The following is a 20159-nucleotide window of genomic DNA, read 5'->3' as shown; positions in this document are numbered from 1 at the left end:
AACAAAATAAAGAAAATTCTCATAATTCTTTTAACCTTTTTTCAGCAAATAATTTCGCAGCATTCGCCGTATAACCATAACGCTTTCGACTCACTATCTGCCCACCTTCTTTTTTAGTACCAAATGGAAAGGTTGTCGTTTTAGTCATTTCAAGAAAACGCATATATCCTTTTTTTGCTTCGTTTAAATTTTTAATTTTTCCCTTTTTTTTACCTAGTGGATCATTCCATAGTCCCCAACCAAAGCTTTCACCACTTTTATTCTGCGCAATAGAACTTTCCTCAAAACTCAAATATGAGTCCAACGTGGCTATTATTTTTTTATTAAGATATCCACATTCTTTAATATTGAAAGCGGAAATAGCTCTTTTTAAGTAGTTCTCTCTATCATCGAAACCATTATATCCCCCATTAATTAAAGAGCATGTGGCTATCAAATCATTATTTAGTGCATAAGGAGTTAAGCCACCTGATTTAGAATGAAGCCAATACCACACCGCCGAACCTACCGCATGTTTTTTCTCCGTAGCAATACGTACTTTATTGGCTCCTAGAAAGTTCTCATTAATAGCTTTACCATATCCCTCATAATTTGATTTATAGGTAATTTGCATTAGGCCCCTACCTTTATATCCATCATAAACCTCACTTTCCGACTTTCCTCCTAGCCCTTCCTCCATAAGTCTATAACCCGCAGTTTCATGTAATGTATGTGCGATAAAATGTGCTTTTTCTAAACACCTATTCATACTTAATTTTTTAAATTGTTGATTCAAATCATTTAAAAAACTTAATGCAGTCGAAGTATTTGTAATCTTCTTAAATTCTTCTACAGTGATATCTCTATTACAAGCACACTCTGCGTTATCTATTCTTTTATTTATGGTTGGCTTATCCTGATTAGTGTTACCTTTAACGACATCCACATCCAAAACCAATTTAACATTATTTTGTTTTAAGCTTTTTACTAAATAAGTTTCTGGGCTTAAAGGAGAGCCATCTGGCTTAAATACAGTAATCTGAATTTTCTCACCAACCCTGCTTTGAACAGGAATTTTTCCATTGGATATAGAAAGAATTTTTTTAGTTTGAGTACCTAACGCAACAATTTCCACTTTGGTATTTTCAACCACATAATCTTGATGATTACGATCCAAAAGACTTATGAATGTCTTACTTATAAAATTTTCATAAGGCTCATCTAGTTTAATTATGATTGGTGTTTGAGAGCCATTTTCTGAGTTAATAGTACTTTTCAGTACAAATTTATCTTCCAAATTCAAAACTAGAATTTCTATGTCCCGATTGGGTGAAGAAAGTACTTCTACAATTCCTTGCTCATCTGTCGTACGTTCAAATGAACTTTGTCTTCCTTTGGGACGAGATTTCACAGGGAAATTAATTAAAACTTTTTCATTACAATCTATGACTTTAAATAAAGTTGTGACAATTCCTTTTGAGCTAGGTGTAATTTTTTCTTTCCGATATTCTTCTATGCTTTTAGGTAAAAATACTTTTAGAGGATTGTTTCTAGAAGAAACAAGAGATGAGTTAAGCGTTTTAATCACAATATAATCTTTAGCATTAGGAGGCTTTGCCAAAATTTCTACAGTTCGATTAGGCGAACCTTGAAATATAAATAATCCCTCTTTATCTGTTTTTTTTGAATTTTCTCTTGATGAACCTTTATAACGCGATTTAACGTTTAAATTGATAACATATTTCCCAGAGGCATCATAAATTTTTGAGATTACTGTAACTAAATTACTCATTACTTAACCTCCTCTTCAGCATATACATCGTCCTCAGAGTTAATCTCCGTGACCTCATCCATTAGTTCATCTATATTGTCAAGATTCGATTCTTGGATCAGTTGTGTATATAAAGACGCGAAGCCTAAAGCAACAAAGTCTGTCGGTTGAGAGGTATAAAAGCGTAACGTACTCAATTGATTATTTTCATTTAATATAGATTTATTAGTTTTAATGAGCTTTCCATTCAATTTATCTAAAACAAAGATTTCTTTTTCTCCTGTAGAGGGCTGATTCCACTGATAATTAATTTTATTACTGAATAACGTTGGTGACTTAGGCAAGCTTATTTTTTCTTCAATAATCTTCTCCCCACCCTCAAAACAATGCTGTCCTGCTTTCGCCTCAAATTTAGCTGAAGTACTCACAAAAACACCTTTTGAATTAATTTTGATTTGTGAACCACCTGCCGTTAGCACAATTTCTTTTGGACTGGTAATTTCCACCCGATCTTCCGTAGAAATCAGCTTGATTTTCTGGCGTGCAATTGCATCTATAGCACCATCTTGTGCCTGAATTTCGACTTTACCCTTGGCTGCAAAAGCACGTATACCTTGCTCCGCTGCAAATAAACTGATTTTATCGCGTGCATGTGTAATCACAGATTTTTGGGTAGAAACATTAATACTGCCTGCGGCACTTTGATGAATATGTTGATCTGCAGAAAGGTGTAAATCTTGCTGAGTTGAAACTGCAATTGAGTTGGGCGCACAAAGAATCATAACCGCCTGCTTAAAACTTGCCGCTTTAGTTTGATCTTCTAGTTCAATTTGATTTAAAAATTCTTTGAGATGCTCCAGTGTTTCCAAAGGATCTGTTTGCTGATTTTGTGCCAACTCACTTAAGCCTTTGCTTGCCGCTAAACTAGACTCCAATTGCCTTTTGGCAGGACTCGCATCTAAATGATACGCTTGTGCCTGTGCTTGTGGATGAGTTGAAAGCAGTAAGCCTGCACCTGCACGCACAGCTCCCCACCGATCAGTTCTTAATTCAAAGCCTTCGCCGCGCCCAATTGAATCCTCCTGCCGCATTGGATGGCTCAAATATCCTAAATTCAACTGACTCGCAGCATGACTACTCTGCAATTGCGCACTGAATTGTTTGGTGGTGTCATTGAAGCGAAGTTGGTTAAACCCTGCACCACGTATTTCTTGTGAACGAATCCCGCTCAAGTATTTGGTATCGGGTAGAGTTCCAACTGTATCGAATTGTGTCTGTTGTCGTTCTGCCTCATGTAAACGTCCAACCACAAAAGGACGATCAATATTGCCATCAAAGAAATCCACCACCACAATTTCACCAATACGTGGGTGAAATCTTGCACCATAACCCTCACCTGCCCACGGTGTGAGTACATCCACCCACGCCGAATCGCTCTCATTGTCGTTGGCACCCGCACCACCATCATGCAAGTGGTCATCACTTCGGGTAAATAAAAACCGAACTTTAATACGCCCCCACGCATCTACATGCACGGTTTCATCCTCAGGTCCAACCACTTTAGCGCGCTGTGGATAAGCCACGGGACGATGCACTAATGGATTAAACTCTGGAACGAGCGCAATATGTCGTCGAATCAAATTCAATTGACAAAATTGTTGAGGATCACCCTCCAACGGTAACTGAAATGTCCACTGACTTTGTTGCAGCAGACTCAAAAAATGCTGTTGTAATTCAGGTGCTAAATTGTTTTGGTTATAAAACTGTTTGGACAGTATTAAAAACTCTCGTTCAGTTTGGGGATGTTGATCAATTTCAGCATGCCCGTGTAATTCAAACCAATACCCCACTTGCGCATCACGTAAATTACTTTGCGCGGAAAAATATTTTGCCTGCAAATCATAATACTGAGCCAATTGTTGTCCCAATTGTTCTAATTGTTCGGTACTTGCAGCTGTCACCTGATCTTGCCCAGTTAAGTCTTGCATCCACGCAGGACTCACGCACCACGCCTGTTCTAAACTTAAAGCTTCACTATTTTGTGTGCTACTTTGTAAGGGCGATGTGAACTGTACTGAATTTTGGTCCTGTGCCAAAAGATCGGGTTGCCAGCGTTGTAACTGTACTTCAGTGGGTTGCAGGTTACGCTGTGCCATCCAAGTGTAAATGCTATCCCGCTGCTCGATTGCACTTGTACGCTGAAATGCCACTCGTCTACGTTTTAAGGGCTGATAATGACTATTCTGCTCAATCAGTCTTAATTTTTGTGTATCCATAGGCGTTAAAAAATGCTCAACCCAAGGTTGTTTTTCATCCACCAACCAATTGATGCCTTCGCTACGCCACAAACGGGTTAAAAACTCATAATCGCTTTCGTTGGATTGTATGATGAGAGGTCGAATTGCATAACGCTGACTGAGACCACTTAAATCTAAACTTAAACTTGCAGCAAATAATGCACTGCGGTCTTGCCATTCTTTAAACAGAATTTCACTCACCTCCACCACAGTTTTATTCATAAATACCCGACTGTTGCGGCGTTTATGCCACAAAGCCGTTGCATCCTGAATCTGCAATTTATAGAGACTGAGCGTGCCATCACTTTGCCCTTGCGCTGCTGCAGTAATAATGCCGCTATGTCGAAATAATTCGCCTTGATCGGTGAGTTGATCTACAGCCACCCGACTGCCAATAAATTGTTTCAACGGCAAATTTGCATGCGGTGAGAGGCATAAGACATCCATCTGCAAACCTTGGTTGATGGCATGCTGACCATAAACGCACTGCAAAAAGACCTGATGATTTAAGGCTGAATTAGAAAACTGGATATGAATTGTGCGGTGTTGAGGGCTTAAGCCAAATTTTTCTAATACAGCAAAGAGTGAACTTTGCATGGTTATTATCGTTGCTATTTTTATCGTGGCGCTATTCTAATCAGCAACTTGGCAATTATCTAGAGCGTAAAATGAATAAAGCAATAAATGGAATTTGCAGTTAAGACCATCTCCATCGCCAATTTTGATAATCCTCAATCCCTCTATTGATGATAAATCAACAAACATGACACATTACGTTACTCTGCAATAAAGACAATCTTTAACCACTATGCTACAACTGAGTTATGCCGTCAAAAAAGGGGATGTGAAGAAATTTATTGTTTTTTATCAAAACCTTTTTTTATTTTTACTTGGTCATCTAAGCTTTCTACATAAAAGGGTCATCATTAAGTTTTAGCATAATAAAAGCATGCAAATGCCTTACATATATAACTGCTATTCGGGAGCGAACATGAATAACAGCCAAAATTATGTCAAACAAATTAAAAATGCTAAACGTGGAGGATACACGCCTACCATCGCCAAAGACATCAACAAACATAAGATTCAAAAAGCCATTCGCCTAATTGAACAATGGAGAACGCTCGCAAATGAACTTAAACCACAAATGCAACTGGATATGGCCTTTACCTTAGAGGAATGTGCACAAGATTTAGACCGCATCTTAAGAAGTAAATAATCGCTTTTCACACTTTACTTCAAGTTATTTTCTTCCTTGAGCCCACTCGCTGGGCTCATTTCATACAAAACCTTCTGTGTAATTTCCTCATTTGTAACGCGCCAAAACACTGTGTACAAACTCTGCAAAAACGCTATGCCTTGCATTAAACGGTTACTTTTTGGCTTGCGTACAGGTAAAAATTCTGTAAAATTCTTTTCACAACGCCGGCATAGCTCAGTTGGTAGAGCAACTGACTTGTAATCAGTAGGTCCACAGTTCGAATCCGTGTGCCGGCACCATATTCAACCTCATAAGTTTCTAATTTATGAGGTTTTTTGTTTATAAACGTATATTTTTATCTTCCTCATGCTGCTCGAATCTCCAATTTATTTAGGGCTTCGATGTATCTGCAAAACTTCAATTGCAATACAAGATTGTGACTTTTCACTTGTTAAATGTATTTTATGATTTAGAATGCTGTACACATATTTCAGATCGTATTTTTATATTGATGGTCTATTTTGTTGATGTTTCATCCATATAAACTGACATTTAAAAATATTTTTGTGAATTAAAATAAAAATTTAAAATTATAAGTCTTAGAAAATTGAGTATTAAAACAATGCTTCTCTAAAATTTTCCAGTTTAAGGAAGACCTCATGGCTCAAAGCTTTGCAACGCATCATTCCATGACCAATCATGGTGGAATCATCCTTGCCAACCAAATGCGTGTTTCTCAAATGGGAAATTTATTTTTAGTGGCGGGTGATGGACATTTCTGCCCTCAGTGCCAACGTTGGTCCACGATTATAAAAAGTCACGATCATATTCTTTTTGATGATAAAGCCGTGGCTTATGTCGGAGATCAATTGACGTGTGGCGCAAAAATTTTACCGAAGCAGTTTCATGTGGTGGGTAGGATTTAAAGCTAAGCATGGACAACTAAACACCGAAAAATCCCATCATCTAACAGCTCATTACGATTGATTAAGCTTTTTCCGCACTCACCTGCACATATTTAATCCAGCCATCTGTATAGAGCTTGGCACATAAACGTGCGGTCATAGCAATTTTAAACCAGTCTACATCTCGCCTTTGCACTCGATGCCTGAGATGCTGATTCACATAATCAGCAAAACCTGCTAGAACCTGGGCCGATAAATCTTCCACTTGAATCTGTTTAAATTCAAACTGTGCTAAGACTGCCCGAAGCTGACTTTCAGACATTAGATCTTTAAAATTGACATCGGCAGATTTTAATAAGGCACGATATTGCAGCTGTTTGAATACATGCGTTGGCGCTTGCTCTGCCCAAATTAAATAATGAAAGCCCATGCGTCCATTTGAATTCAAAACTGCACTCACCTGACTTAAAAAGGAATTCAAATGACTGTGATATGCCGCATCGATACAAAACACCACATCAAAACGGGGTTGTGGAAAAAGTGCTTGTAAATTTAAAAATGAAGCAGCGTGAATTTTAATATTTGAATTTAAATGTTGTCGAATCGACTGCACATGATGATCTTGTAGCTCAATAGCCTCAAGTCGTTGTACTTGATAGTGTTCTAACCAGTATTTAAGACTAGCACCTTGCCCACAGCCTAAATCCAGTACAACATCTTTTGAATTTAAATGCACTGCTGCTGCCAAATGCGCGGCTAAATTTTGACATGCAGCAGGATAATCATATCCCACTGCATCTGACCAATAACCTAGATTGCTCCACGGCAATGCGGAAGTATCTCCCAAATATGCCGCATGAATGGCATATTTATGTTTTGGAAAATGCGGTCTTATTGCCTGTTGCCATTTCATACTGACTCAGTCTAATTCAAAAAAGAGGGGCTGTTGATAATTCATCTATGTTTGCGACATGAGAGATATATCTCGCAAGGTTTTTTAGCCGATATAAGGCATGAGGCAGGAAATTTAGTCATTCTAAATGACTGACTCATAACGCAATAGCAGCAAAAAATATGCTTGTCCTGAAAGGCTGTGGCTAAAACTTTCTCAGATTGCGTTATGAAACTTGGCAATAGTCTCGCTATTCCCTGCGTTTCATGCCTGATCTGCTCAGTTTTAGCCTACAGCACAAACCATTTATGAAATATCAACAGACCCTAAACTTAATAACCTAATTGTGGCGCAACCTCAACTTGTGGTTTTAAATCAATAAACGGTAATGGCGCACCAAAAATTTCTGCAATATGCATGGCTGAGGTCACTGCAGATTCTAAAATAGGCAAACCATCACACGACCATGAACCACAGAAGAACACTTTACGATTGTCTTGATGATGCCGTTGCTGCAACTCTTTGTTTAATGCCACCGTCTTTGAATCCACTACAGCGCGGGTTAAAGTCACCGTTGAAATGATCTTTTTCGGATCAATTGGTGTGACTGGACGCCATGTTTGGAACACTGGAGATTTGCCGACCAACGTTGGTTCAATCGAGTTAAGCCATACCGTAAATTGCTGACGGGTAAATTTACGATCCATCATATAACTTAAAACTGACCAGTCTTTACGTTTTGGCGGCATCACCGTTTGATCGGTGTGAATCACCAAATCACCCTGCTCGAATTTGAATTGTTTAAGCAATTCAATATCTTCAGAAAATTGTTGATTATCTAAGAAGTCTTGAACTTTCGTGGTTGGCGTTGCAATTACCACACGGTCAAATGTTTGCGACTGACCCTCAGAATTTTCAACAACCACACCATCTTCTTTTTGATGAACGCGAGTGATCGCTGCACCACTTTCAATATTAATGCCTTCAATCAACTTATCAACTAATGCGGGCGTGCCACCTTGTAAACGCAATAATGCATCACCATCAGTTAATTGGCGTAAAAACACCAATAATGGTTTTGCTGGCCATTCGCCAATGGTCTTAGGGTCACAAGTACAAATGGTGTAAAGCACTGGCATCACTGCACCATGCCAAAATACTTCTTCAATCTCGTTGCGATTGATAAATTCCGCAAGGGTGATGTCTTGGTTCTTGGATTTAAAAAATTTAGCAATAGCAGTTTTTAACTGCAACATGCCTTTCACTAAACGCCAACCGTATTGCTGGATTCCTTTACGGTTGTTAATGATTGGGAAATTACCAATACGAGTACGGCTTGTGGTCAACCAAGTTTCGGTACGATCTTCAAATAACCAACTGCACGCCATATATGTACGTACAGGATAAGTTTTAATGCCTAAATGTGTGGCCAAGCTGAGGGTGTTTTTCCACAAATGTGGATTCATGACCCGTAACGGCGCATCAATTAAACCATCTTCAAATTCGATGCTATGACTGTCCATTCCACGACCAGGCAGCGCCTCAAAAATTGTAATGTTATGCCCTGCATCTTTAAGAATTCTTGCGGTAGCCAGTCCAGCCATACCACTACCGATCACTGCGATATCCAAACCGATCATCCATCTTTTTACATACTTTATGAAATTATGAACCATGCCTAAGGAAAATGAGCTATTAAAAACTACCAGATTGAGTACTTTTCACAGAGAAACAACACAAAGTACATTGGCAATATGATTACATTTTTTAACAATCAGAAAGTGCTTAAATAAGCCTTAGAATTTATTCGTATTATTTCTTTAATTCCATAAATAGTGTTCTAAACCATATAGATAAATTAACCATTTTTATAATTTTCGTTTTACAAATAAATCTCTTAACGCTATGATAGTAGGCACAAAATTAATAACTAAATCACAAATAATTATCATAAAGAATATGATCAATCCGCTAAAACTAGAAATTTGACAGCGCCAAAATAACAAAAGCCTCTGTCGGAACATCGACATGAGGCTTTTTTCTTGGCTAAGATTTTTTAAAACTTAACCCGCTTGATGTTGAATCGGAATTTCACCGAACTTACCTTGATTAAAATCTTCAAAAGCTTGAATGATTTCCTGCTTGGTATTCATGACAAATGGACCATAGCCTTGAATAGGTTCATTTAGTGGCTTGCCTGTCAGCACTAAAAATTGCGTATCTTGCAGTGCTTCAAGCTGAATTAACGCTTCGCCATCTTGAGCAAACAAGACCACTGAATGATCTTGCACAAGTTGGCTGCCATTGACTTGCACTTCACCCGCCAACACCACCAATAAAGTGTTGTGGTCTACCAGCACATGCAGCGATTGGGCCTGTGCGGCTTTCAATTGCCCATCCCAAACATTAACAGGGCTAAAGGTGCTAGTAGGTCCAAATTGCTCAGCGTACTGACCTGCGATAATACGTAAATGCCCCGCCTGATTTTCAAACTCAATTTTAGGAATATGTTGAGATTCGATGGCTTGATAGCGTGGCGATGTCATTTTATCTGCGGCAGGCAAATTGACCCAAAGCTGTACCATTTCAAACAATCCGCCTTGTGCTGCATAATCTTTGGAATGAAACTCCTCATGCACCACACCTGCACCTGCTGTCATCCACTGCACATCACCTGTTTTGATGGTGCCACCACCGCCTGCTGAATCTTTATGCGTCACTTCGCCTTGATAGGCAATCGTTACCGTTTCAAAACCACGGTGTGGATGTGAACCCACACCATGCTGTGCCGTAGTTGCATCAAAATGATACGGCGCCGCATAATCCAAGAGTAAAAATGGACTGATCGCCTGACCTAAACGGTCATAAGAAAATAGATTTTTAACAGGAAAGCCATCGCCCACCGAATGCATGTTTTGGTTGCGATATAAACCGATTATTTTTTTCATGTGTTACACCTATTGCTAGGGGAGTAGATGCATTGATCTTAATCGTTCATCACACCCCAACCTAGTGCAAATTCGGCATACAGCATTGCAAGAATAGAATACTCTTGCCGAAACTTACACATGCTCAAACAAATTATGGGCATAAAAAATCCAGAAACGAAGTTCTGGATTTTTAAAATTGAGTGTGATGATTCGGTTAGATTTTACCAACTAAATCAATTGATGGTGCTAGGGTTGCATCGCCTTCTTTCCACTTGGCAGGGCAAACTTCGCCAGGATGTGCATGCACATATTGCGCTGCTTTTACTTTACGCAACAGCTCTTGCGCATCACGACCAATACCGCCTGCATTAATTTCTACAATTTGGATTTTACCTTCAGGGTCAATCACGAATGTACCACGATCTGCCAAACCTTCTGCTTCAATCAGTACGTCAAAGTTTTTAGCCAAGGTCCAAGTTGGGTCGCCAATCATTGGATATTGAATTTTTTTGATTTCTTCTGAAGTGTCGTGCCACGCTTTATGGGTAAAATGCGTGTCTGTAGAAACTGAGTAAATTTCCACACCGATTTTTTGGAATTCAGCATATTGATCAGCTAAATCTGCAAGTTCAGTTGGGCACACAAAAGTGAAATCTGCAGGGTAGAAAAACACCACTGACCATTTGCCAATAAAGTCTTGCTCAGATACTTCAATAAATTGACCATTGTGGTATGCAGTTGCGTTAAATGCTTTGACTTGGGTATTGATTAAACTCATGGATAATTCCTCATTTCATTTCAGGGATTGCTTATCTTGTGTAGTTAGAATACGAAAATCGAAATAATCGGTAAAACAGTGTTTTTTTATAAAAATAATCGGATTTATAAATTAAAAATCCTATCATAGTTTGAAATTTAATCGAGAAAATAGATATTTGCTATATATCTGCATAAAAAAACCCTTTGTCGAAACAAAGGGTTTGGAGGATGATTTTCCATTTTGAATCAAATGGCTATCTCTAGTATGTGTCAAAACGGCAAATCATCATCTAAATCTGCTGGTGCAGTTGCAGGCGCAGCTTGTGGCTTCGGTGCAAAACCACTCGGGTTATTGTTGGCATAGCCGCCACCCTGATTCTGGTTAAAACCGCCTTGATTTTGATTCGCATAACCTGTGGCTGGAGCTTGGTTATTGTTAAAACGTGGTTGAGCAAACCCACCATCTTGCTGGTCAGATTGTCCACGGTTCGAAGAATCGAGCATTTGCATTTGATCACCACGAATTTCAGTGGTGTAACGCTCTTGACCGTTTTGATCGGTCCACTGACGTGTACGCAATGAACCTTCAATATATACTTTAGAACCTTTGCGTAAATATTGCTGCGCAATCTCGCCTAAACGGTTATGTAAAACAATGCGATGCCACTCTGTTTGCTCTTTACGCTCACCTGTGTTTTTGTCTGTCCAGACATCACTGGTTGCGATAGAAAATTGAGTGAGAGACCCCCCATTTGGGAAAGTTTTTGTTTCAGGATCACGACCTAAAGTACCCACTAAGATGACTTTATTTACACCACGCATTAGATGTTTTCTTCCTATTTGTTTCTATTATTTACTTTATAAGAGTTATGCTTAAATGGCTACCTCTTTCCCAAACAAGTGCGTTAATTGTTGTCGCGCAGCATCATCAATATGCTGTTTATCAACCTTTACATACGCCACTTGTTGGTCAGACATCACCACGACCTCTTCAATACCACGAATTGCCAATAACTGAGAAGTCCATTCATCTGTTTCTCTATTCTCAGGCAAGCGCAACACCAAAGACGAAAGATAGCGCGGCTGCGCCAATCCAAAACTAACAAGCAGCCAAATTATAGCAATCGCAGTCAAAATACTCCAACCCATTGCGGTGTGGTTGAGCATCAATAATTGCCCACCAATCATCCCACCAAAAAATGCTCCCAAAAACTGACTGCTCGCATTCACACCCATCGCGGTGGCTTTAGATTGAATTGGCGCAGCCTTTGACAACCACGAAGGTAATAACGCTTCCATAACGTTAAAAGCAATAAAGAATAAGCCCAAACCCAATAAAAGGATGTACTTCGATTCAAACCCAAAAATCAGCACCAACAGACCTAAAATAATACCTGCAATGGCGGTCAGGAAAATGCCACGCATTTTGCGATATTTTTCTGCTAAAACAATGCTTGGAAATGCCACGAACAGACTGACCAACAACAATGGCAAATACACCCAACCATGATGCTGCAAAGGAATATCGGCAAATTGGATTAATTGCGAAGGCACATAAATAAACATGGCAGTAAGTAATAAATGTAGGGTAAATACCGATACATGCAGGCGGTTTAAATCGCCCATTTTCAGGACCTGCTTTAACTGCGTGATGTAGCCTTGCTGAAAATTACGATGATGGCGCGTGACTTTAGGCACCAATAACAGCATGAGAATTGCTGCTAGTCCCATTACTGTGGTCACCCAAAAGAGCCCAGAAATACCAACCCAGCCCGTCAGCCACGGTCCTAAACTAAAGGCTATCACAAAGGACATACCGATACTCATGCCCATCACCGCCATGGCTTTCATGCGGTTTTCTTCACGGGTCACATCGGCCAATAATGCCATCACCACAGCAGATACCGCACCACCACCTGCAATGGCACGGCCAATAATCACGCCATAAATGGTGTCGGATATGGCTGCAATTGCACCGCCTAAAGCAAACAGTAATAAGCCCAAAACCACCAATGGCTTACGGCTATAACGGTCTGCAATCAAGCTAAATGGAATTTGCAAAATGGCTTGAGTAAGTCCATAAACACCAACAGCAAGACCAATGAGTGTAGGAGTTGCGTATTGATATGACTGCCCTGCCACTGAAAATACAGGAATAATCATGAACAGACCCAACATGCGCAATGCAAAAATACTGCTTAAAGCAAAGGTCGAGCGGCGTTCTAAGGCATTCATCATATCAACCGACTAAAACTAAATAATTTTGAATTTGCAGATATCCTACAACATTCAGCTTAAGGATGCTGATTTTTCCAGATGTTTATTCAACAGACCCTACTTTTTCAATAAAAAAGGGCACAACGTTGTGCACCCAAATTTATATTTTATACAGTCTTCGTCACGGTATTACTCTATGATTTCGCAACAATATAGTAGCGGACATCAGCATAGCATTAACCCGCTTTTGCCTGACGCTTTTTAAATTGAATGGATGCAATCACAGCCCAAACAATAAAGGCAACACCGATTAGACCTGTCACCACTTCTGGCACATGCAAGCCTGTACCGCTGGCAATCATAATAAAGGCTAAAGCACCAATCGCGTAGTGCGCACCGTGCTCAAGGTAAATATAGGCATCCAAGGTGCCTTTATCGACCAAATAAATCGTCATCGAACGCACGAAAATTGCACCAATCGCCAAACCTAACATGATAATCACGACGTCAGAGGTGATTGCAAATGCACCAATGACCCCGTCAAAACTGAACGAAGCATCGAGTACTTCTAGATATAAAAAGCCGCCAATACCTGCTTTCACCACGCCTGTTGGTACGCCATTTTCATCATGACGCACAGCATTGCCTTGTTCATCGACCTCTGGTTCACCGCCCAGCATGTGGCTCAGCACTTGTACGCCAATATAAATCACGATGCCCCAAATACCCGCCATCGTCACCACAAGACGTTTATCTTCCACCACGTTTGCCGCCATGATTAACAACGTCACCAAGGCCAAAAATACCGACATGGCAGGTACGCTTGCCAGATTGCTCAAACGACGTTCCAACCATCTAAACCAGTGCGTGTCTTTTTCATCATCCAAGAAAAAGTTGAGGAAAACCATCAACAAGAATGCGCCACCAAATGCCGCAATTTCAGGGTGATGTGCCATCAGTTTAGCTGAATATTGCTTCGGATCATTCAATGCCAGTTGCACCACTTCCATCATGCCCATATCGGCGGTGACCGCCACAATGACCACAGGGAAAATTAAACGCATGCCAAAAACAGCAATGATAATCCCCACGGTTAAAAACAGCATTTTCCAGAAATGATCCCAACCGCGCAGCACCGACGCATTCACCACCGCATTATCAAACGACAACGACACTTCCATAATCGCCAAAATTGCGGTAATGGTTAGTGCGGTGAGCATGGTTTGCACACCTGCTTCTGGGCCATGGGTATAGCCCCAATATGCAGATAGCGCAAGACACACAATCGAAAATACGATTGAGAAACCAAAATGTTTCATCATGAGAAACGACCTATCACTATATTTTGATCTGAACTTTTCATCTGCCGAATTTGTACCAGCAACACAAAGTACAGTTTTGATTAAGCTTTAACAGATGCAAAAATTCTGAAAGTTGAATTGCCCGAGTTTTAAATCGGATAAAAACTGAGAATGTAAAATTTTATGTTGCAATTATGACGCTTTTTTCTCAACTTCGGCAAAATTCTTCGTATGATTTTTGGTTTCCCGATCAGATACAGCGACAACCGTGTTTTTCGTTCCCAAACTGCTATAGTGAAATGCAACGACATATAGGAATTTAGGATGCGCTTTTCTCAAGATGCTTGGCAACGTAACCTTGCCCTTTATCACAAGACGCTCGCGTTACCATTTAATCAGGAGTTGGCACAAGGCACCTTAAGTAAAGCTGCTTTTGCACATTATGTGATTCAAGATTCACATTACTTAATTGCCTACGGGCGTGCACTGGCAGTCTGTGCGGCTAAAGCTTTTGATGCAGATGATATTATTCAGTTCGCAGATGCAGCCAAAATTGCAATTGTGGTGGAACGTACCTTACATGACAGCTTTATGCAGGAGTTTGATATTTCCAAACAGGAATTTGAAAGTACTCCGCTGACCCTTGCCTGTCATCACTACACTTCTTATTTAGTCGCAACCGCATGGTCGGAAAGCTATCCTGTGGTATTGGCATCGCTACTGCCATGTTTCTGGATTTATGCAGAAGTCGGTAAAGATATCGTCAATAATTCTGCACCGAATAATCCGTATCAGGCATGGGTTGATACCTATTCAGGCGAAGAATTTCACACTGCAGTCAATAATGTGATTCAAACCATTGACCGTGTTGCTGCGCGCTGTGATGCCGACACCCTTGAAAAAATGCACCACGCTTACACCAAAGCCGCAGAACTGGAATGGTTATTTTGGGACAGTGCCTATCATCAACGTCAGTGGCCAGGTTTAGATCAAATTTAACTGCCGCCCTCACACACTGTATGGCGATCACTCCATACAGTACGACAAGCCATGACCGATAAAGCATGAAAAATAACACTTGAACAATTTTCATGCGCTATCATATATAAGTTTTTTATTTGCAAAATATCGAGAAGTTTTTATGAGCCAAAGTCATATCCGTATTCGAGGTGCACGTACCCATAACCTAAAAAACGTGAACCTTGATATTCCACGCGATAAATTTGTGGTGATTACGGGTTTATCTGGTTCAGGAAAATCTTCACTGGCATTTGATACCCTCTATGCAGAAGGACAGCGTCGTTATGTCGAATCACTTTCTGCTTATGCACGCCAGTTTTTATCACAAATGGAAAAACCCGAAGTCGATTCAATTGAAGGTCTAAGTCCCGCAATTGCTATTGAACAAAAATCGACCAGTCATAACCCGCGTTCAACCGTGGGGACCATTACCGAAATTTACGACTATTTGCGTTTACTGTATGCCCGTGTTGGTACACCGTACTGCCCTGAACATGATTTACCGATGGTCGCGCAAACCGTTTCAGAAATGGTCGATGCTGTAAAAGCACTAGAAGAAGGCACTGCCTTAATGCTCCTCGCGCCAGTAATTCGTGAGCGTAAAGGCGAATATGTGCATCTGTTTGAGCAGCTACAAAGTCAGGGTTTTGTACGCGCCCGAGTGGATGGCGAAGTCATGGATATTGACCCACCACCAGAACTCGACAAAAAGAAAAAACATACCATTGAAGTGGTGGTAGACCGTTTTAAAGTCCGAGATGATTTGGGCAACCGTATTGCCGAAAGCTTTGAAACTGCGCTGCGTTTAGGTGGCGATTTGGCCATTTTATCGTGGATGAATGCGGAACAACCTGATCGTATTTTTTCAGCCAAGCACTCTTGCCCACAGTGTGACCGTGCCGTAGCAGAACTTGAACCACGCCTGTTCTCATTTAACAATCCTTTTGGCGCTTGTCCAACGTGTGATGGTTTGGGGACACGTAGCCATTTCAGTGCGGAAAAACTCATTCCAAACCCTGAACTGTCGATTAGTCAGGGCGCTATTCGCGGCTGGGACAGACAGCGTCCGTATTATTACAGCATGCTAGAAAAAGTCGCGGCACATTATCAACTTTCACTAGACACGGCATGGAATCAGCTCGACGGCGCGACCCAAAAGAAATTTCTGTACGGCACTGGCAAAGACAAAATAGACCTGAGCTATACCGATGAACGTGGGCGCCACCATAAACGTGTGATTGCGTTTGAAGGTGTGTTGCCACATTTAGAACGTCGCTACCGTGAAACCGAAAGTAATTATGTGCGTGATGATTTGGCGCAATATTTATCTAATGCGGCCTGTGATGCCTGCGGTGGATCACGCTTAAATGAAATCTCTCGCAATGTTCGCGTGAAAGACAAAACCATTGCCCAAATCACTCAAATGTCGATTGGCGATGCCGAAGACTACTATCAAGGCTTAAATCTTGAAGGCGCCAAAGGTGAAGTCGCGGATAAAATCTTTAAAGAAATTCGTGAACGTCTGCACTTTTTAGTGTCGGTGGGTTTGAATTATTTGAGCCTGTCACGCTCTGCCGAAACTCTTTCGGGCGGTGAAGCACAGCGTATCCGCTTGGCATCTCAAATTGGTGCAGGGCTTATGGGCGTAATGTATGTGCTAGATGAACCTTCAATTGGCTTGCACCAACGTGACAATGATCGCCTGTTGGAAACCCTAATTCGCTTACGTGACTTGGGCAACACGGTGTTGGTGGTAGAACATGATGAAGATGCGATTCGTGCCGCCGACCATATTATTGATATTGGTCCAGGCGCAGGTGTGCATGGTGGACATATTATTGCCGAAGGTACTTATGCAGAACTGGCCGAACATGCAGACTCACTCACAGGGCAGTATTTATCGGGTAAATTAAAAATTGAAGTGCCGAAAACACGTACTCAACCGCCACATCCTGAACAACAAATTAAACTCATGGGCGCAGCAGGACACAATCTAAAAAAAGTGGATCTCACTTTGCCTTTAGGCGTGATGACTTGTGTCACAGGCGTGTCAGGTTCAGGAAAATCCACCTTAATTAACCGCACTTTATTGCCTTTGGCTGCAACACAATTAAATGGCGCAACTACATTAACCGCAGAAAAATTCGACTCGATTGATGGTTTGCAATATTTAGATAAAGTTGTGGATATTGACCAAAGCCCAATTGGGCGAACTCCACGCTCGAACCCTGCGACCTATACAGGCTTGTTCACTCCAATTCGTGAACTGTTTGCGCAAACCCCTGAAGCCAAAGCACGTGGGTATGCAGCAGGACGCTTCTCCTTTAACGTCAAAGGGGGACGCTGCGAGGCCTGTGAGGGCGATGGTATGATTAAAGTTGCCATGCACTTCTTGCCAGATATGTATGTACCTTGCGATGCCTGTCATGGTAAACGCTATAATCGCGAAACTTTGGAAGTCAGTTATAAAGGCCGCAATATTTCTGATGTTTTAGAAATGACTGTTGAAGATGCCATGCATTTCTTTGATGCCATTCCTGTGATTCATCGTCGTTTAGAAACTTTAAATCAGGTGGGCTTGGGTTATATTCGCCTTGGACAATCTGCCACGACGTTATCTGGTGGAGAAGCGCAGCGCGTGAAACTGGCACGTGAACTGGCCAAGCGAGATACAGGCAAAACCTTGTATGTATTGGATGAACCGACCACTGGTTTGCATTTCCATGACATTGCCAAATTGCTCGATATCTTGCATGAGCTACGCAATAAGGGTAATACCATTGTGGTGATTGAACACAATCTAGATGTGATTAAAACTGCAGACTGGATTGTCGATTTAGGTCCTGAAGGCGGTGCAGGTGGTGGACAAATCATTGCCGAAGGCACACCTGAAACTGTCGCAAAATCTAAAGTTTCGCACACGGCAAAATTCTTAAAACCAATGCTGAAAGGCTAAAACAGATGATTACAGTTTTTAAGCCCATTCAAATTTAAATCCAGATTCAGCACAAACTTGTGCTGAATCTTTCACTCTAGGCTTTTTATCACTTCGGAAATGCTCGTGGATCAATTACTGTGACTTAGTCACCAGCAACAGCATTGCGCCCAAGTGCTTTGGCTCTAAATAAATGTTTATCGGCTTTTTCCAACAAACTACTCCATGATGCAGCACCCACCGCCACGCCAGCACTGACTGATATTTGAATATAATCATTTAGTTCTGGGATAAAAATTTCCTGATTCACAATATGACAGCGCAATTTATCTGCCAAATGTAGCGCCTCAGTAAATTCTATTTGCTCAATCAAAACCAAAAACTCATCGCCACCATAACGCACCACCAAGTCTGAAGCACGGACATGCGCCTTGAGCGTATCGGCAATACATTTTATAGCTTGGTCACCCACCACATGCCCGTAGGTATCGTTAATGTGTTTGAATTTATCCACATCTATAATAATCAAACCAGTTTTGGTCAATTTTTCAGGTCGATGTTCCAAATATTTGATGTATTCCTCAAGTGCCAAACGGTTGGAAACACCCGTTAAGACATCGGTATTGGCAATATTACGCAGCTGAAATTCTAAAATATCGCGTTGCTCTAGGCGTTGTTTTAGTTTTTGAATGGCCTCCAAAAGTGTTACTTTGTCTGGATTTTGCGTACCATGAGCTTCATCATCATAAGCTGCCAAGCGCAAAATTTGGTTGCGTGCCTGAATTAAAGGAATAAATACCTTCGAGCGCGCATAGACCATGGTAAAAATAGCAGCCAATAACGAAATAATTGACGCTACTAGGGTTAAAATGAAAATACGCTGAGCTTGATGATAATCTTTGTGCGCAACCTGCAAACTGTGCGCTAATATAAATGACTGCAAACTGACCACAGTGTTGAATTTATCCACCAATTTTTGGGTGAGTTCAGTGCCTGTCAATGAATAGGGTTGTCCATGAATACTTTGCTGAATCAATTGATTGACGATAGGAATTCCCTCATCCAGAAACTCCTTTTTTAATTGATCATGCAAAATATTATATTCAGGAATTTTATGAGCTTCAGGCAAAATGGTATGGATTAAATCCCACAAATAATAGGCTTGGCGTTGGGTTTGCAAAGAACTCGCCAAATTGGCTTCAGGAATTTTTTCAGCAAACGTTACCGCGGCAATAATATTGGATGCCACCCTGCCCGCTTGATCACGCAAATCTGAAAGAACAAAAATCACACTATAATAGCTCGATACCGATGAGTCTTTTGCCACTGAATCGAGCATGACGTGTTTCAGCACATGCTGAGAACTATCCCATGCCGCAAACATTTTTTGAATCGCATGATCCATCTGTTGAGAGCTACGCAAATGTTGCGGAGTTGCTGCATATTCATCGACCGCCTGACGCCCTTGTTCTAAAGCGGTCTTTAATTGATGCGATAAATGATGCGCATGGATAATAAAACTTTCTTTTCTTAAAATATTGATGGTCTGTTCTACTTGCTGATCCACGCCAGCACGGTACGCTTTCAGTTCTTGTAAATTTTGCTGAAATTCAGCTGCTGAACTCGACATGACTTTGTTCGCAGGCGCTCGTTCACGCGAAATACTATTGGTCAGTTCAGCCACTTTGCCTAATACAGAAATTTCAATTAAAGCACGTTTTGTTTTTTGATAACTCTGATAACTATTCACCATCAGAGGAACGCAAATAAAAAGTAATGACACGATAATAATGATCATCGAGATCAACAGTCGCTGACTGATATGTTCTGAGCGCAACTTCATCATCATGCTAAGTTTCACCTACGTCATTATAACTGTGCAAAATCGTGAACTTGATCACTAAATCGGCGAGTATATTACATGAGCAATCTTTAAATTACTTCTCTGTACA

At 40.8% G+C, this 20159-nt stretch carries 13 protein-coding genes, 1 tRNA gene and 1 pseudogene; 5 read left to right on the top strand and 10 right to left on the bottom strand.

Translation table 11 applies throughout. From position 1 onward, the window contains the following. Positions 1–19 precede the first annotated feature (19 nt). Positions 20–1771, bottom strand: a complete 1752-nt coding sequence (locus LZP46_RS00730) for a glycoside hydrolase family 19 protein (RefSeq protein ID WP_178319017.1) — start codon at positions 1769–1771, stop codon at positions 20–22. Next, on the bottom strand, positions 1771–4644 hold the full coding sequence (locus LZP46_RS00725; protein ID WP_178319018.1) for a type VI secretion system Vgr family protein: 2874 nt from the start codon (positions 4642–4644) through the stop codon (positions 1771–1773). The genes LZP46_RS00730 and LZP46_RS00725 overlap by 1 nt, the downstream gene beginning before the upstream one ends. A gap of 394 nt (positions 4645–5038) precedes the next feature. On the opposite strand from LZP46_RS00725, the gene LZP46_RS00720 reads away from it, so the two are divergent. From LZP46_RS00720 to LZP46_RS00710, 3 genes and pseudogenes are all read left to right on the top strand, one after another. Further along, complete coding sequence (locus LZP46_RS00720; protein ID WP_026438111.1) at positions 5039–5266, top strand: hypothetical protein; 228 nt, start codon at positions 5039–5041, stop codon at positions 5264–5266. A gap of 205 nt (positions 5267–5471) precedes the next feature. After that, a tRNA-Thr gene (locus LZP46_RS00715) sits at positions 5472–5547 on the top strand. A 360-nt stretch (positions 5548–5907) separates the two neighbouring features. Then, positions 5908–6165 (top strand): annotated as a pseudogene (locus LZP46_RS00710) (PAAR domain-containing protein); the annotation flags it as partial. Between the two features lie 70 nt (positions 6166–6235). Here the strand turns inward: LZP46_RS00710 and LZP46_RS00705 are convergent. From LZP46_RS00705 to LZP46_RS00675, 7 genes are all read right to left on the bottom strand, one after another. Continuing rightward, positions 6236–7066: an SAM-dependent methyltransferase gene (locus tag LZP46_RS00705; protein ID WP_236094348.1), complete on the bottom strand. Its 831-nt coding sequence runs from the start codon at positions 7064–7066 to the stop codon at positions 6236–6238. A gap of 311 nt (positions 7067–7377) precedes the next feature. Beyond that, positions 7378–8685: an FAD-dependent oxidoreductase gene (locus LZP46_RS00700; RefSeq protein WP_236094347.1), complete on the bottom strand. Its 1308-nt coding sequence runs from the start codon at positions 8683–8685 to the stop codon at positions 7378–7380. Between the two features lie 423 nt (positions 8686–9108). Continuing rightward, positions 9109–9993, bottom strand: coding sequence for a pirin family protein (locus LZP46_RS00695; protein ID WP_236094346.1), 885 nt, complete (start codon positions 9991–9993; stop codon positions 9109–9111). Between the two features lie 196 nt (positions 9994–10189). Continuing rightward, complete coding sequence (ahpC, locus tag LZP46_RS00690; RefSeq protein ID WP_230243775.1) at positions 10190–10753, bottom strand: alkyl hydroperoxide reductase subunit C; 564 nt, start codon at positions 10751–10753, stop codon at positions 10190–10192. Between the two features lie 251 nt (positions 10754–11004). After that, positions 11005–11556: a single-stranded DNA-binding protein gene (gene ssb / locus LZP46_RS00685; RefSeq protein ID WP_004970192.1), complete on the bottom strand. Its 552-nt coding sequence runs from the start codon at positions 11554–11556 to the stop codon at positions 11005–11007. Positions 11557–11607: 51 nt separating this feature from the next. Continuing rightward, positions 11608–12972, bottom strand: coding sequence for an MFS transporter (locus LZP46_RS00680; RefSeq protein ID WP_236094345.1), 1365 nt, complete (start codon positions 12970–12972; stop codon positions 11608–11610). Between the two features lie 215 nt (positions 12973–13187). After that, positions 13188–14273, bottom strand: a complete 1086-nt coding sequence (locus tag LZP46_RS00675) for a DUF475 domain-containing protein (protein WP_019837154.1) — start codon at positions 14271–14273, stop codon at positions 13188–13190. Positions 14274–14576: 303 nt separating this feature from the next. On the opposite strand from LZP46_RS00675, the gene tenA reads away from it, so the two are divergent. Together tenA and uvrA are read left to right on the top strand one after the other, a co-directional pair. After that, entirely contained in the window at positions 14577–15251 is a 675-nt protein-coding gene (gene tenA, locus LZP46_RS00670; protein ID WP_236094344.1) for a thiaminase II, read from the top strand. A gap of 142 nt (positions 15252–15393) precedes the next feature. Further along, positions 15394–18228 carry an excinuclease ABC subunit UvrA gene (gene uvrA / locus LZP46_RS00665; protein ID WP_236094343.1) on the top strand — a complete coding sequence of 945 codons (2835 nt, stop codon included), beginning with the start codon at positions 15394–15396 and terminating at the stop codon, positions 18226–18228. Positions 18229–18352: 124 nt separating this feature from the next. On the opposite strand, the gene LZP46_RS00660 is transcribed toward uvrA, so the two are convergent. Further along, the gene (locus LZP46_RS00660) at positions 18353–20053 is read right to left on the bottom strand and encodes a GGDEF domain-containing protein (protein ID WP_236095148.1); all 1701 of its coding nucleotides are present in this window, start codon (positions 20051–20053) and stop codon (positions 18353–18355) included. Positions 20054–20159 lie beyond the last annotated feature (106 nt).

The sequence above is a fragment of the Acinetobacter sp. SCLZS86 genome (assembly GCF_021560715.1).
Taxonomy (GTDB): Bacteria; Pseudomonadota; Gammaproteobacteria; order Pseudomonadales; family Moraxellaceae; genus Acinetobacter; species Acinetobacter towneri_A.
The sequence above is the reverse complement of the archived record's forward strand: the minus strand, read 5'-3'. Positions and strand labels throughout refer to the sequence as shown.